The following is a 15920-nucleotide window of genomic DNA, read 5'->3' on the forward strand; positions in this document are numbered from 1 at the left end:
CGCAACAGCGCTTCCAGACACGACTATAAAGAATACGAGTGGTATGGCCCGACTGGTTTTAAAATTTGGCGGGACTTCGGTTGCCGATCTCGATCGCATCCGTAACGTCGCCCGCCATGTCAAACGGGAAGTGGACGCCGGCCATCAGGTCGCGGTGGTAGTTTCGGCCATGGCCGGACAGACCAACAAGCTGGTGGAGTTTTGCCGTGAGGCATCACCGCTCCACGATGCCCGCGAATATGATGCCGTGGTTGCTTCCGGCGAGCAGGTGACGTCCGGTCTCCTGGCCATCGTGCTGCAGGACATGGGCGTCAACGCCCGGTCGTGGCAAGGCTGGCAGGTGCCGATCAAGACCGACGAGAACCACGGTGCGGCCCGCATCCGCGATATCGAGGGCAGCTTCCTGAGCGAGCGTCTCGAGCAGGGCCAGGTGGCCGTGCTCGCGGGCTTCCAGGGTGTGGCGCCGGACAACCGGATCGCGACCCTGGGTCGCGGCGGGTCCGACACCAGCGCCGTTGCCATCGCCGCTGCCATCAAGGCCGACCGCTGTGATATCTATACCGATGTCGACGGCGTCTACACCACCGATCCGCGCATCGTGCCCAAGGCGCAGCGTCTTGACCGGGTGTCTTTCGAGGAAATGCTCGAAATGGCCTCGCTCGGCGCCAAGGTGCTCCAGGTGCGCTCCGTGGAAATGGCCATGGTCCATGGCGTCAGAACATTCGTGCGCTCCAGCTTTGACGATCCGGATGCGCCCCAGGTCGGCGAGAACGGCCTTCCGATTGGAACTCTTATTTGCGACGAGGATGAACTCGTGGAACAGCAGGTTGTCACCGGCATCGCCTATGCCAAGGACGAAGCCCAGATCTCTCTTCGTGACGTTGCCGACAAGCCGGGTGTCGCCGAATCCGTGTTCGGTCCGCTGGCGGATGCCAACATCAACGTCGACATGATCGTCCAGAACATTTCGCCGGATGGCAAGACCACCGACATCACCTTCACGGTTCCCGAAGGCGATTTCGAACGCGCCAACAAGGTGCTGGAAGACAATCGCGGCGTCATCGGTTTCCAGAACCTTGAGGGCGCCCGTGACGTGGTGAAAGTCTCCGTCATCGGCATCGGCATGCGCTCGCATGCGGGCATCGCGGCCCAGTGTTTCCGCGGCCTTGCGTCCAAAGGTATCAACATCCGAGCCATCACCACATCCGAGATCAAGATCTCTGTGCTTATTGATTCAGCATATGCAGAACTTGCGGTGCGGACTCTGCATTCGCTATACGGGTTGGACGGATAGTTCATCCGGGAGGCAGGCCCCTGTAGAAAAGGGGCCTGTTTGAAGCGGGATCAACGGGGGCGCTATGCGCAGCAACCTAGCCGGACCGCGCCTTCTGCTCCGCCGGCTTCGCGAAGTCATGGCGGAGCCGATCACGGCGCAGGAGCGACTCGACAAGATCGTGGTGTTGATCGCCTCGAACGTCGTCGCGGAAGTCTGTTCCGTTTATATCCTGCGCGCCGATGGTGTTCTCGAACTCTATGCGACCGAAGGTCTGAAGAGCGAAGCGGTCCACAATGCCTCGCTGCGCGTCGGCCAGGGTCTTGTCGGCCTGATCGCGGCCGAAGCCCGGCCGCTGAACCTGCCCAACGCCAGTGCCCACCCAGGCTTTGCCTATCTGCCGGAAACGGGTGAAGAGGCCTATAATTCCTTCCTCGGTGTGCCGATCCTGAGAGCCGGCCGCACGCTTGGCGTGCTTGTCGTCCAGAACAAGTCTCACCGGACCTATCTGGAAGACGAAGTCGAAGCGCTTCAGACGACGGCCATGGTGATCGCCGAAATGGTGGCCGCCGGCGAACTGGAAGCCATTTCCCAGAAAGCCACCGGTCTGGATCTTTCCCGGCCGATCACCTCCAACGGTGTTGGCCTTGCCGAAGGTGTCGGCCTCGGTCATGTGGTTCTGCATGAACCGCGTGTCGTCGTCACGAACCTGATCGCGGAAGATACGGACCGGGAAAAGGGGCGTCTGGAAGCTGCCATCAACCGGTTGCGTCTTTCGATCGACGATCTGCTGGCCAGCGGAGAAATCGCGGCCATCGGCGAGCACCGCGAGGTGCTGGAAGCCTACCGCATGTTCGCTTACGACCGCGGCTGGATCCGGAAGATCGAGGAAGCGATCCGCAACGGCCTGACCGCCGAGGCTGCCGTCGAAAAGGTCCAGAGTGACACGCGCGCCCGGATGCTGCGGCAGACCGATCCGTACCTGCGTGAGCGCCTGCACGACCTCGACGACCTTGCCCACAGGCTTATCCGCGAACTCATGGGCCGCGAACACGGCCCAGGCCTGGATGAACTGCCCCAGGATGCGATAGTCGTTGGCCGCAACATGGGTGCGGCGGAACTGCTGGACTACGGCCGCGACCGCATTCGCGGCCTTGTGCTGGAAGAAGGCGGCCCGACAAGCCACGTGACCATCGTTGCAAGGGCGCTCGGCATCCCGACGGTCGGACTCGTGGATGATATCGTCAGCCTGGCCGATGGCGGCGACGCGATCATCGTGGATGGCGACACCGGCGAAGTGCACTTGCGCCCGGCCGCCGATCTGGAAAACGCCTATGCGGAAAAAGTCCGCTTCCGTGCGCGGCGACAGGCCCAGTACCGGCGCCTGCGCAACAAGCCGTCCGTCACGCGGGACGGTGTCGACATCTCGCTTCAGATGAATGCGGGTCTTCTGGTCGACCTGCCGCACCTGGATGAGGCTGGCGCGGCCGGGGTAGGCCTTTTCCGCACCGAACTGCAGTTCATGGTGGCGTCTTCGTTCCCGCGCATGCGGGAGCAGCAGTCCCAGTACAGCCAGGTTCTCGATGCGGCGGCGGGCCGGCCGGTAACGTTCCGGTCGCTCGATATCGGTGGTGACAAGGTGCTGCCGTACCTGCGCTCGATCCAGGAGGAAAACCCGGCGATGGGCTGGCGCGCACTGCGCCTCGGCCTTGATCGGCCGGGCCTGCTCAGAACCCAGATCCGGGCTTTGCTGCATGCGGCCGCCGGCCGGGACCTGAAATTGATGTTCCCGATGGTTGCCGTGGTCGATGAATTCCTTCAGGCCAAATCGCTGGTGGACAAGGAAGTCAAACACCTGCGCCGCCACGGTCACGCCACGCCGGAAAACATCCGTCTGGGTGTGATGGTGGAAGTGCCTTCGCTGCTGTTCCAACTGGAAGAGCTGATGAGCCATGTCGACTTCGTGTCTGTCGGTTCCAACGATCTGTTCCAGTTCTTCTGCGCCGTCGACCGGGGCAACACGCGTGTTGCCGACAGGTTCGACACATTGGGTGTCGGCTTCCTCCGGGCCTTGAAATCCATCGTGGATGCCGCAAATAAGGCTCATGTGCCCGTGACCCTTTGCGGAGAGCTTGCTGGCCGTCCACTTGAAGGTATGGCGTTGATAGGCCTGGGCTTCAGGGACCTTTCCATGTCGCCCGCGTCTCTTGGGCCGGTGAAAGCCATGCTTCGGACTCTCGATGCAGGCCGCCTGTCCGCCAGGTTGCTGCCGCGACTGGAGCCGGGACACGATGACAGCAACATACGGGAAGTGTTGAAGCGCTTTGCCGCCGAAACCGATGTTGCCCTTTAGCGCTAACGGGCGTAACTCACCGTCGAAGCGATAATTTCTGGAGAATCAGCGCGTATGCTGGCGCGTCACAAACTTGATACCCTGCTGGACCGGTTCGCTGAACTCGAACACATGATGTCCGCCAATCCGGATCCGGGCGCTTATGTGAAGCTGTCGCGGGAATATGCCGGACTGGAGCCTTTGGTCGGCAAAATCCGTGCGTTGATCAAGGCGGAACAGGATCTGGCCGGTGCAAAGTCACTGGTGCAGGATCCGTCCTCCGACGCGGAAATGCGCGAACTTGCCGAAATGGAGCGCGACGAGCTGGAAGAGCGCGTCGAAGAACTGGCCCAGGATGTACGCATCGGGCTTTTGCCGAAGGACGAGGCGGACTCCAACGATGCCATCCTGGAAGTGCGGGCAGGGACCGGCGGCGACGAGGCGGCTCTCTTTGCCGGAGATCTCTTCCGCATGTACCAGCGTTATGCTGAACTTCAGGGCTGGAAGGTGGAAATCCTGTCTGCCAGCGAAGGTGAAGTCGGGGGCTACAAGGAAGTGATCGCGTCCGTTTCCGGCGACAACGTTTTTGCCAAGATGAAATTCGAGTCCGGTGTTCACCGGGTGCAACGGGTGCCCGCGACCGAGTCGGGCGGACGTATTCATACGTCGGCGGCAACCGTTGCCGTGCTGCCTCAGGCGGAGGACGTCGATATCGACGTTCAGGAGAGCGACTTGAGGATCGACACCTATCGCGCATCCGGCGCAGGTGGGCAGCACGTCAACACGACCGATTCTGCAGTGCGCATCACGCACTTGCCAACGGGTATCGTCGTTGCCGTTCAGGACGAACGCTCGCAGCACAAGAACAAGGCGCGAGCCATGCAGCTTCTGCGGGCGCGCATCTATGACGAGGAGCGCGAGCGGGCTGCGAGCGAGCGGACCGAGGCCCGGCGGTTGCAGGTCGGGTCCGGCGATCGGTCGGAGCGTATCCGCACCTACAACTACCCGCAGGGCCGCGTGACGGATCATCGTATCGGCTTGACGCTCTACAAGCTGGAGCAGATCCTTTCCGGGGAAGCACTCGGCGAAGTCATCGAGCCGTTGATCCTGGACCACCAGGCCAATCTTCTGGCAACCGAAGAGGCCTGAGGTGACCATCGGCCAGCTTTACCGGTCCGTGCGCGACCGGTTTCGGGTGGCCGGTTTGCCGACACCGGAACTGGATGCAAGGCTTCTGGTCAGCGCGGCGCTCGAGCTGCCCCTGTCGGAACTTGTCTTTCGTGAACAGGAAGAAGCAGCACCTGGTGCGGCCGAACTTGCAGAGGCCTATGCGCGGAAACGCCTGGATGGCATGCCCGTCGGCCGGATACTCGGGGAACGGGATTTCTACGGCCGGCGATTTCATTTGAACGAGGCAACGCTGGAGCCCCGGCCGGACACTGAAACCCTGATTGATGCCGTGCTTGAAAGATGTGCTCCTGAAGAAGCGCCGTTTATCTGCGATATCGGCACGGGTACGGGAGCGATCGCCGTGACGTTGCTGGCCGAGTTGCCCCGAAGCCGGATGATCGCGGTGGACCTGTCGGAACAGGCGCTTGAATGTGCTGCAGGCAACGCGTCTCTGCACGGCGTGGAAGACCGGTTTCTTCCCGTGCGGGCGGACTATACCTCCGCCCTGCGACCGGAAAGCGGCTTCGACTGGGTTGTCAGCAACCCGCCCTATATCCGCAGCGCTGTCCTCGCCGAGTTATCGCGCGAAGTGATTCAGCATGACCCGAAGCTTGCTCTTGATGGCGGTGAGGACGGCCTGACAGCCTATGTTCGTATCGTCGCGGATGCTGTGAAGCTGCTGCGCCCGGGCGGTTGGATCGCTCTCGAAATCGGCTTCGATCAAGGAGAGGATCTGAAAAAACAGCTGCGTCATCATGGCTTTGTAGAGATTGAAATCATTAAAGATCTTTCCGGAAACGACCGTGTTGTGGTGGGGCGCAGGCTCTAATTTTGCGGATTTGATCCAAAGGCGAAAAAGCACTTGGAAATCGCAACGGAAACGGGTACGTTCCTCTTGCCGAGACCGGAAATGTTATCAGCGTTTAGCGGGGCATGCGCATCCGGCAGCTGGGAACCGGCGCAACTTCAGCGTTTTGGAAACCGTTGCAAATCGGACTATCCGGTGTTTCGGACTGTCGAAGAAAAAGACAATCGCGTTGGCCATCGGCCTTTAGCGCGCTGCGTATGTTTTCAATGACAGCCGCTAACCAGCATTGTTGGTTTCGGCAGGTATTTCGTGTCGGTTTTAGGCAATTCCGATGTTGGGTCAGCGTCAAGCTGACCGCCGTTCCTTAAGAGAAAACGGCAGGATGAGACCAGGTAATCAAAGCAATAAGCGTATGCGCGGACGGGGCCGCAAGGGCCCAAATCCGTTAACCCGGACTTACGAATCAAACGGTCCTGATGTGAAAATCCGCGGTACTGCGATGCACGTTGCAGAGAAGTACCAGCAGCTTGCACGGGATGCCCAGGCATCCGGCGACCGGGTGATGTCCGAGAACTATAACCAGCATGCGGAGCACTATCTGCGCATTGTGGCTGCCGCGCAGCCGCAACAGCAGCCGATGGCGCATGCCTCTTCCCGCAACGAAGCCGAAGACGGTTTCGAAGCCGCGGCAACGAATGGCTCAGGCCACTCCAATGGCGCAGAACGGTCTTCCCAGGACGTGTCCTCCTCGGACAACGACCTGATGGATGCCGACAGCCCGCAGCCTTTCATCGACGACATGCCTGTCATCGATCAGGAAGGTAAGGTCAACGGGGCTTCCCAGAAGGCAGAGAAAGCCGAAGCCGGCGACGACGAAGCGGACGAAAAGCCGCGCCGCCGCCCCCGGACACCTCGTGCGCGCACGCCGCGCCGGGCCTCCGGTGATCAGGCTGACGCAGGCCAGGCCACGGCGGAAGCCGCGGAGGGTGCTGAAGCTTCTGGCGGTTCCGACGAAGAGGATCAGCCGAAACCACGCCGCAGGGTCGCGCGCCCGCGCCGTGCCAAGGCGGCTGAAGAGGCTCCGGCCGAGGCTCCTGCCGGAGAATGATCCGGTAGATAGTCAGCCTCGATAAAGCTGAAACAGATAAAACGGCGTCCATGATGGGCGCCGTTTTTTGTTTGGCTTGCAGACATCCGTTCCGGACGGCACAGAATAAGATGCCGCAGGGGCTTTTGTGGTGAATATGCAACACTATATTAGAGGAGCAGCACTGCAAAAGGCTGTGCGGATGCCCGTATCAGGGGTCCGTATTCCAGATCGTTCCCCACGCTTCGGGTGGTGCGGACGGGTAGGAGGTAACTTATGAACTTTGAAAAATACACTGAGCGTGCGCGCGGTTTTGTTCAGTCCGCTCAGACCTTTGCCTTGGGGCGGGGCCATCAGCAATTCGCACCTGAACACATCCTGAAGGTTCTTCTGGATGATCCCGAAGGCATGGCCAGCGGCCTGATCGGCCGTGCCGGCGGCAACGCCAAGGCATTGAGGGGCGATCTTGAGGGCCTTCTGGACAAGATGCCGAAAGTTTCCGGTGGGTCCGGACAGCTCTACATGGGCCAGGCAACCGCACGTCTGTTCGAGCAGGCCGAGAAGATCGCCGACAAGGCCGGAGACAGTTTCGTCACCGTGGAGCGGCTTCTGCTCGCCCTTGCCATGGACAGCGACAGCGAAACCGGCAAGCTGATGAAGCGGCACGGCATTACGCCAAACGGACTGAACGAGGCAATCAATCAGCTTCGCCAGGGCCGGACGGCCGATACCGCGACTGCCGAAAACCAGTATGACGCGCTGAAGAAATTCGCTCGGGATCTGACCCAGGTTGCCCGGGAAGGCAAACTCGACCCGGTGATCGGCCGTGACGAGGAAATCCGCCGGACCATCCAGGTTCTGTCGCGCCGTACCAAGAACAACCCGGTTCTGATTGGTGAGCCAGGGGTCGGCAAGACCGCGATTGCCGAGGGCCTTGCGCTGCGCATCGTCAATGGCGATGTGCCGGAATCGCTCAAGGACAAGCAGCTTCTTGCGCTCGACATGGGCTCGCTGATTGCCGGCGCGAAATACCGGGGTGAGTTCGAGGAACGCCTGAAGGGTGTTCTGTCCGAAGTCCAGGCGGCCGCGGGCAAGGTAATCCTGTTCATCGACGAGATGCACACGCTGGTTGGAGCCGGCAAGGCGGACGGGGCCATGGATGCCTCGAACCTCTTGAAGCCTGCTCTGGCGCGCGGCGAGCTGCACTGTGTCGGTGCGACAACGCTGGACGAATACCGCAAGCACGTTGAAAAGGACGCCGCTCTGGCGCGCCGGTTCCAGCCGGTGTTCGTGAGCGAGCCGACGGTCGAGGACACGGTTTCGATCCTTCGCGGGATCAAGGAGAAGTACGAACTCCATCACGGGGTCCGTATCACCGACAGTGCCATCGTCTCGGCAGCGTCTCTTTCCAACCGCTACATCACCGACCGGTTCCTGCCGGACAAGGCGATCGATCTTGTGGACGAAGCCGCCAGCCGGCTGCGGATGCAGGTCGACAGCAAGCCGGAGGAACTGGACGAACTGGATCGCCGGATCATCCAGCTCAAGATCGAGCGCGAGGCGCTGAAGGCAGAAAGCGACGAAGCTTCAAAGGATCGTCTGTCCAGGCTCGAGAAGGAGCTGACGGATCTGGAAGAAAAGTCGCAGGCACTCAGCAACCGCTGGCAGGGCGAGAAGGAAAAGCTGAACCTTGAACAGAAGATCAAGGAACAGCTGGAACAGGCCCGCATCGATCTGGAAATCGCGCAGCGTCGCGGTGATCTGGCCAAGGCTGGTGAGCTTGCCTACGGCGTGGTTCCGGAGCTGGAGCGCAAACTCGCCGAAGCGGAAGCTTCAGAGGATGCCGATGCCATGGTCGATGAGGCCGTGACGCCGGCTCACATTGCCCAGGTCGTTTCGAAGTGGACCGGAATTCCGGTCGACAAGATGCTGGAAGGCGAGCGTGAAAAGCTGCTTCAGATGGAAGACATGCTGGCGAACCGGGTCATTGGCCAGGCAGAAGCCATTCATGCGGTTTCCACTGCAGTGCGCCGGGCGCGTGCCGGTCTGCAGGATCCGAACAGGCCGATTGGCTCGTTCATGTTCCTCGGACCGACCGGTGTCGGCAAGACCGAGCTGACCAAGGCACTTGCGTCGTTCCTCTTCGATGACGACAGCGCAATGGTGCGGATCGACATGTCGGAATACATGGAGAAGCACTCCGTTTCCCGTCTGATCGGCGCGCCTCCCGGCTATGTCGGATACGAGGAAGGTGGTGCGTTGACGGAAGCCGTTCGGCGGCGCCCGTATCAGGTCGTGCTTTTCGACGAAATCGAAAAGGCGCATAGCGACGTGTTCAACGTGCTGTTGCAGGTTCTGGACGACGGTCGGCTGACCGATGGTCAGGGCCGGACGGTCGACTTCCGCAACACGCTGATCATCATGACCTCGAACCTGGGGGCCGAGTATCTGGTCAACCAGCCGGAAGGTCAGGATACGGATGCGGTTCGCGACGAGGTGATGAGCGCCGTGCGGGGTCATTTCCGTCCGGAGTTCCTGAACCGTCTCGATGAGATCGTGCTGTTCCATCGCCTGCAGCGGGCGCAGATGGCCGATATCGTCAAGATCCAGCTGGAGCGCCTGCGGGCTCTCCTCAGCGATCGCAAGATCACGCTGAAACTGGACGACGGCGCTCTCGGTTGGCTGGCCCAGAAGGGCTACGACCCAGCCTATGGAGCGAGGCCGCTGAAACGGGTGATCCAGAAGGACGTTCAGGATCCTCTCGCCGAAAAGCTGCTTGCCGGCGAAATCCTCGACGGCCAGACGGTGGATGTCACGGCTGGGTCAGACCGCCTGATGTTCCAGGTGGAAGGCTCCGAAAGCGCAGCCGCCTGACCTGAGGCAAGCTGAAAGAAATGAAAAGGAAACCCGCGGAAGGACACTTCCGCGGGTTTTTCGTTTTGTGGCTCGATTGGCCCGGGCGTTTGCGTTTTGTCAAACGGGCCTGCGAAAAGCTGTGGTATTCATATATTCATAAATGTGAAACAAGAGCCGCGCTTCGGTGAAACCCCAGGGCGGCTGATCCGATCAAGGAGACTCAGATGACAGTCGATCGTGCAGTCATGATGTTTGCAGGTGCCATGGTGCTCTTGTCCCTGGCGCTGGGGTTTTACGTTTCGTCCTACTGGTATCTGCTCAACGCCTTTGTCGGCTTGAACCTGATGCAGGCTTCCCTCACCGGCTTTTGTCCGGCAGCGATCATTTTCAAGAAGCTCGGCATGAAACCGGGAGTGGCCTTCTCGTAAGGTGGAGGACAAGATGAGACGCGGTATCTTCATTTTCTTCCTGTTGACGCTGGCTGCAGCGTCGGGTGCCGCGCCGGTGGCTCGTGCCGGCGAATTTCTGGCCGAGCCGATCACCGTACCGGAAACCAAGGCGGTATTTGCCGAGGTCAAAAGTCGGACGGTCGTTCCTGCCCGTGCCCGCATTGGCGGAACCATAAAGACAATTTCCGTGCGCGAGGGCGATGTCGTGTCAGCTGACCAGGTCATTGCCCTGGTGGTTGACGAGAAAATTGCACTCGAACTGGGGGCTGCGGAGGCCCGGATCGAGGTTCTGCGCTCCCAGCTTCACAATGCCCGCACCGAGTTGGAACGTGTGGAGCAACTGGTTGCCCGTGGCAGCGCGGCACAAAGCCGGCTGGACCAGGTGCGCACACAATTCGATGTGGTCACCAACCAGACCGTTGCGGCGGAATCGGAGATGGCGGTCGTACGCCAACGTGCCAGCGAAGGCGAGATCCTGGCCCCCAATGCCGGACGCGTTCTGACAGTGCCGGTCACGGAAGGCTCGGTCATTCTGCCGGGAGAGGAAGTCGCCCGGATTGCCAGCGGCCGATACTTCCTGCGTCTCTCCATCCCGGAGCGTCATGCCGCCCAAATAACCTCAGGGGCGAAAGTCCTGCTGGGTGGACGCGGTCTTGACCCCAAGCCCGAGGCTGCGGAGACCGGGAGCACCGCAACCCGGCAAACCTTCGGAACGATCGTGAAGGTCTATCCTGAAATTACCGAAGGCCGGGTGACGGCGGATGTCGATGTCGATGGCCTGGGAGACTATTTCGTCAACGAACGCACACTTGTTCATGTGCCCGTCGGCGAGCGTCAGGTTATTGCGGTGCCGGAAGCTGCTCTTTCGATCCGGCATGGTGTCGATTATGTGCAGGTTGCCGTTGCGGCTGGCACCCAGGATGTCGCCGTGGTTCCAGGCGCAAATGTTCTTCACGAGGGGACGGTTCTGGTCGAAATCCTGACAGGACTGCGTGCCGGTGATCGGGTGTTGGTGCCATGAAACTCGGTCTTGCCGGATGGCTGACCCGATCCTTCATCGGGTCACCGCTCACTCCGCTGTTCCTGATGGCTTCCCTTGCCCTCGGGCTGATTGCTCTTGTTGCCCTGCCACGTGAAGAAGAACCGCAAATCTCCGTGCCGATGGTCGATATTCATGTGGAAGCCAACGGCCTCAATGCGGATGATGCGGTCAAACTGGTGACGGAACCGCTGGAGACGATCGTCAAGGCGATCGATGGTGTCGAGCATATCTATTCCCAGACCCAGGACGACCGTGTGCTGGTAACGGCACGGTTTCTCGTCGGGACCGACGCGGACGCTGCCATCTTGCGCGTGCACGAAAAGATCCGCGCCAACATGGACCGGATCCCCGTCGGCATTCCGGAGCCATTGATTGTTGGCCGGGGTATTGATGATGTCGCCATTGTCGTCGTTACGCTGACACCGACACCGGGGGGCGCCGAGCGGTGGACGGCAAACGGTTTGACCCGGATCGCGCGTGAACTTCAGACCGAAATCGCCAAGCTCTCGGACATCGGTCTCACGTTCATCGTCGGGGAGCAGCCGGAAGCCATTCGCGTTGAACCTGACCCGGAAAAACTGTCGCTTTACGGAATCACGCTGCAGCAGCTGGCTGCCAAGATCGAGGGTGCCAACAAGTCCTTCCGCGCAGGCTATGTCCGGGAAGCCGGAGAGCAGCGCGTTCTGGTCGCAGGGGAGACGTTGCAATCGGCCGAAGAGATCGGAAATCTCTTCCTGACCGCCCGTGATGCCCGACCCGTTTATGTGCGTGATGTCGCCCGCATCGACCTTGCCACTCAACCGGCAGAGCACAGGGTCGCCCATATTCGCAAGCAAGATGGAGCATTGACCTTGGCCCCGGCGGTGTCGCTGGCCATTGGCAAGCGACCGGGCACCAATGCGGTGGTGATTTCCGATGAAATCGTTTCACGGCTTGAAGCAATTCGCGGAGATCTCTTTCCCGAAGGCGTGGATATGGAGATCACCCGGAACTACGGTGAGACCGCCAATGAAAAAGCCAATGAACTGCTGTTCCATCTTGGGCTTGCGACAGTTTCCATTGTCGTCCTGATCGCACTGGCGATCGGGTGGCGCGAAGCGCTGGTGACGCTGGTGGTGATCCCGACGACGATCCTGCTCACGCTCTTTGCAGCCTATCTGATGGGCTACACCATCAACCGTGTCAGCCTGTTTGCCCTGATCTTTTCCATCGGCATCCTGGTGGACGACGCCATCGTGGTGATCGAGAACATCGCCCGGCACTGGGGCATGTCGGATGATCGCAGCCGGACGCAAGCCGCGGTGGAAGCGGTGGCGGAAGTCGGCAATCCGACCATCATCGCAACGCTGACGGTCATCGTCGCCCTTTTGCCGATGCTGTTCGTTTCAGGCTTGATGGGCCCCTATATGGCGCCGATTCCCGCCAATGCTTCGGCAGCGATGCTGTTTTCGTTCTTTGTTGCCGTGATGCTGACACCCTGGCTGATGATAAAATTCGCTGGCCGCGGCGGAGGCCAATCCCATGCGCCTGCGGCCCATGGCGGGGCTCTGGGTCGTATTTACGCGAAGGTCGCCAGACCGTTGATCGGTTCGCGCCTGCGCGCCTGGGGCTTTCTGCTGATCGTCGGCGTCTGCACGATCGGTTCGCTTGCGCTGTTCTATACCACCGACGTTACGGTGAAACTGCTTCCATTCGACAACAAGGCGGAATTGCAGGTGCTTGCCGATCTGCCGGAAGGGTCTTCGGTCGAGGACACGGACAGGGTTCTTCAGGAAATTGGTGCCCGTTTGGGAAAGGTGCCTGAAATCCTGTCGTTCCAGACTTATGCCGGCACTGCATCGCCTTTCAATTTCAACGGACTGGTTCGCCACTACTATCTGCGCGCACTGCCTGAACAGGGTGACGTGCAGATCAATCTCACCGAGAAGGGGGAGCGGGACCGGACCAGTCATGACATCGCGCTGGATATCCGCGAGATGCTGGCAGGTCTCGACCTACCCGCCGGTACTGTGTTGAAGGTGGTGGAGCCGCCCCCGGGGCCGCCGGTTCTGGCGACGCTGCTTGCGGAAATCTATGGGCCCGATGCCGAAACCAGGCGCGCGGTTGCAAGCAAGGTTCGCCAGGCCTTCGAGGACGTGCCGTTCATCGTGGATGTCGACGATTCCTTTGGAACCCAGGCCGACCGGGTGCGCATCGCCATCGATCAGGACCGGCTTGAATATCACCGGGTCGAGCAGGGCGATGTCTTCGACACCGTCCGGCGCCTCTATGGTGGAACGGAGGTCGGTTATTCGCACCGCGGCCGGGCGCGTTATCCGATCCCGATCCGGATCCATCTAGCCAGGGGCGACATGGTGATCGGTGAAGCGGTGCTTGCAACGCCGGTGCCGGCCAATGCATTGCCTGGAGGCCGGGGCGTGATCGAACTTGGCGACGTGGTGACGGTTCGCAGGGAAAAGACATCCTTTCCGGTGTTCCGCCACAACGGCCGCGCGGTTGAAATGGTAACCGGCGAACTGGCTGGTGCGTTCGAAGCTCCGGTTTACGGGATGCTGGCTGTTGGACAAAAGATCCAGGGCATGGATTGGGGACCTGACGGTGAACCGGTGATCTCGTTCCATGGTCAGCCCGAAGACGAAACGCGGCCAACCCTGCTCTGGGATGGCGAGTGGGAAGTCACCTGGGTCACTTTTCGGGACATGGGAGGTGCCTTCATGGTGGCGATCCTGGGCATCTACTTCCTGGTGGTGGCCCAGTTCGGTTCCTTCAAACTGCCGCTCGTGATCCTGACGCCAATTCCGCTGACGCTGATCGGCATCATGCTGGGGCACTGGCTGTTTGCTGCGCCATTCACGGCGACATCGATGATCGGTTTCATTGCACTTGCCGGCATCATCGTGCGCAACTCCATATTGCTGGTCGATTTCATCCAGCATTCGCGCACGCCCGACAAACCGCTTCTGGACGTTTTGCTGGAAGCCGGGGCAATCCGCTTCAAGCCGATCCTGTTGACAGCGCTTGCCGCCATGATCGGCGCTGCAGTTATCCTGACCGATCCGATATTTCAGGGGCTGGCGATCTCGCTGCTCTTCGGTCTGGCATCGTCGACGATCCTGACGGTTCTGGTGATCCCGGCGATCTACATGGCTCTGCGCCGCGACCAGGCACGACAGAAGGAAGTTTCGGAAGCTGGATGAGCGGCAGGTTGATTGTCGCCGGCGTCAAGCTGGTGCCGGTCCCTCAGGCGGGGATTGAATGATCGAAGCCTGTCTGGAGTGAAGACATCAACAAGTTCGGCCGGGGCACGAAGGCCCCGGCCGAACTTTGTTTTTCAGGAGTGTCAGTTGATGGCAGCGATCCGCGACGGCTTGCGGACACGGTCCAGCAAGGTGTCGACGCGGTAGCGCTCGGTTTCGAACGCTGTGCGCATTTCACCATCCAGCGTACGGCCCTTCGGCAGCTTGATACGCATCGGATCCATGTAACGGCCGTTGACGAGCACTTCATAGTGCAGGTGCGGGCCTGTCGACAGGCCGGTGGAGCCGACATATCCGATGATCTGGCCCTGCGTGACCTTGGATCCTTCACGGATGCCGCTGCCAAAACCACTCATGTGGTTATAGGTCGTGGTGTAGCCGTTCGTGTGCTGCAGCTCGATACGGCGGCCATAGCCGGAGCTCCAGCCGGCCTTTACGATTGTGCCGTTCCCGGCCGCCATGATCGGCGTTCCGCGCGAAGCAGACCAGTCCACACCGCGGTGCATCTTGGTGTAGCCATGGATCGGGTGGCGGCGCATGCCGAAACCGGAGCGGAACTTGCCGCCATTGAGCGGCTTGCGGATAAGAAACTTCTTGGCGCTCTGACCGGTGTCATCATAGAAATCGGTCACGCCGTCGTCTGGCGTGCGGAACCGGTAGAATTCTCGTGTGGTGTTGCCGGTGTTGAGCGCGGCATACAGGATCTTCGGCGGGCTGTTGTCGTCGCCGTCGGTGAAGAACAGCTCAAGGGCGTCGCCCGGCTGGACCCGCGCATTGAAGTCGACGTCAAAGGAGAACATCCGCACCAGATCGTTGATGATCTCTTCAGGCATGTCCTGTTCGAGAGCCGTCTGGTAGAGGCTGTCGTAGATTGCCGGGGTCGGGCCACCGTAGGAAACACGGTCGGCTTCTTCAAAGGCATCAGCAAGGAACGTGCTCGGTTCCTTGGCCTCAATATAGGCGCCACTGTCCGAGCGGGCCACCGTAGCGCGGTGCTCCGTGTTCTCATAGAGGCTGACGCGTTCAGGACGCATCCGCTCCAGATCGTCCGGCGACGGTGCATAGGCGATCCGCAATCTTTGTCCTTCAGTCAGGTCCGAAATGCCGAACAGGCTTGAGAAGGCGGTCGAGATTGCAAGTGCTTCATCTTCGGTCGCGTCATAATCCATCATGACGTCGACCAGATCCTGGTCCTTGGTAACGGGAACGATGCTTTCGTCCATTCCGGCAAAGCGGATGTCCTCGTCCTGTTTGGACACGAAGGAAACATTCTCCGGCGTGATGCGCACGGCGTAGCGTTCCAGGTCGGGCTGCAGGGCGAGATTGAAATCGAAGCGGCCCGGATCAACCAGGGATTTTGCCGCCATTTCGACAGCGTCAATAGAAAGAGTGCGCGCGGTTTCGCGAACGGCAAGCTCAACTTCGGTTTCGGACGGCGTCCGGTCGAGGTCTATGTCCCCGCTGGAAGACGGGAAGGGGGCAAGCGAAATGCTGACTTCGCTTTCCAGCTTTGCGCCATAGATGGAATCGGCCGGAAGCGGAGTGCCGGTTTCGGCAACACTGATGCCGCCATCATCGTCGTTATTGTCAGCGAACATGTTCAACGGATTGAACGGGGGAATGCGCTCCGCGAGTTCCGGATCCTT

The 15920-nt window shown here is 60.5% G+C and carries 10 protein-coding genes (1 of these 10 cut by a window edge); 9 read left to right on the forward strand and 1 reads right to left on the reverse strand.

The features are described from left to right. Positions 1-43 precede the first annotated feature (43 nt). The 9 genes from ACP90_RS03450 (at position 44) to ACP90_RS03490 (ending at position 14214) form a co-directional block, all read left to right on the forward strand. Positions 44-1294, forward strand: a complete 1251-nt coding sequence (locus ACP90_RS03450) for an aspartate kinase (RefSeq protein ID WP_055659596.1) — start codon at positions 44-46, stop codon at positions 1292-1294. A gap of 64 nt (positions 1295-1358) precedes the next feature. Then, positions 1359-3626, forward strand: a complete 2268-nt coding sequence (gene ptsP, locus ACP90_RS03455) for a phosphoenolpyruvate--protein phosphotransferase (RefSeq protein ID WP_023002989.1) — start codon at positions 1359-1361, stop codon at positions 3624-3626. A gap of 54 nt (positions 3627-3680) precedes the next feature. Beyond that, positions 3681-4754 (forward strand): peptide chain release factor 1, encoded by a 1074-nt coding sequence (gene prfA, locus ACP90_RS03460; RefSeq protein ID WP_023002990.1) that lies wholly within the window; start codon positions 3681-3683, stop codon positions 4752-4754. A 1-nt stretch (position 4755) separates the two neighbouring features. Beyond that, complete coding sequence (gene prmC / locus ACP90_RS03465) at positions 4756-5604, forward strand: peptide chain release factor N(5)-glutamine methyltransferase (protein ID WP_062486796.1); 849 nt, start codon at positions 4756-4758, stop codon at positions 5602-5604. 391 nt (positions 5605-5995) lie between these two features. Further along, the gene (locus tag ACP90_RS03470) at positions 5996-6691 is read left to right on the forward strand and encodes a DUF4167 domain-containing protein (RefSeq protein WP_088665257.1); all 696 of its coding nucleotides are present in this window, start codon (positions 5996-5998) and stop codon (positions 6689-6691) included. Between the two features lie 255 nt (positions 6692-6946). Beyond that, positions 6947-9544, forward strand: a complete 2598-nt coding sequence (clpB, locus tag ACP90_RS03475; RefSeq protein WP_062486800.1) for an ATP-dependent chaperone ClpB — start codon at positions 6947-6949, stop codon at positions 9542-9544. 206 nt (positions 9545-9750) lie between these two features. After that, positions 9751-9954, forward strand: a complete 204-nt coding sequence (locus ACP90_RS03480; RefSeq protein WP_062486802.1) for a DUF2892 domain-containing protein — start codon at positions 9751-9753, stop codon at positions 9952-9954. A 13-nt stretch (positions 9955-9967) separates the two neighbouring features. Beyond that, entirely contained in the window at positions 9968-10996 is a 1029-nt protein-coding gene (locus ACP90_RS03485; RefSeq protein WP_055660430.1) for an efflux RND transporter periplasmic adaptor subunit, read from the forward strand. Then, entirely contained in the window at positions 10993-14214 is a 3222-nt protein-coding gene (locus ACP90_RS03490) for an efflux RND transporter permease subunit (RefSeq protein WP_062486804.1), read from the forward strand. The genes ACP90_RS03485 and ACP90_RS03490 overlap by 4 nt, the downstream gene beginning before the upstream one ends. Positions 14215-14357: 143 nt before the next feature. On the opposite strand, the gene ACP90_RS03495 is transcribed toward ACP90_RS03490, so the two are convergent. Then, positions 14358-15920 carry the 3' portion of a M23 family metallopeptidase gene (locus ACP90_RS03495; RefSeq protein WP_031270257.1) on the reverse strand. 411 nt of this gene lie beyond the right edge of the window, so 1563 of the gene's 1974 nt are visible here — the last part of the coding sequence; the start codon falls outside the window, past its right edge — the gene reads right to left on this strand; it ends in the stop codon at positions 14358-14360.

The organism is Labrenzia sp. CP4 (assembly GCF_001579905.1).
Taxonomy (GTDB): Bacteria; Pseudomonadota; Alphaproteobacteria; order Rhizobiales; family Stappiaceae; genus Roseibium; species Roseibium algicola.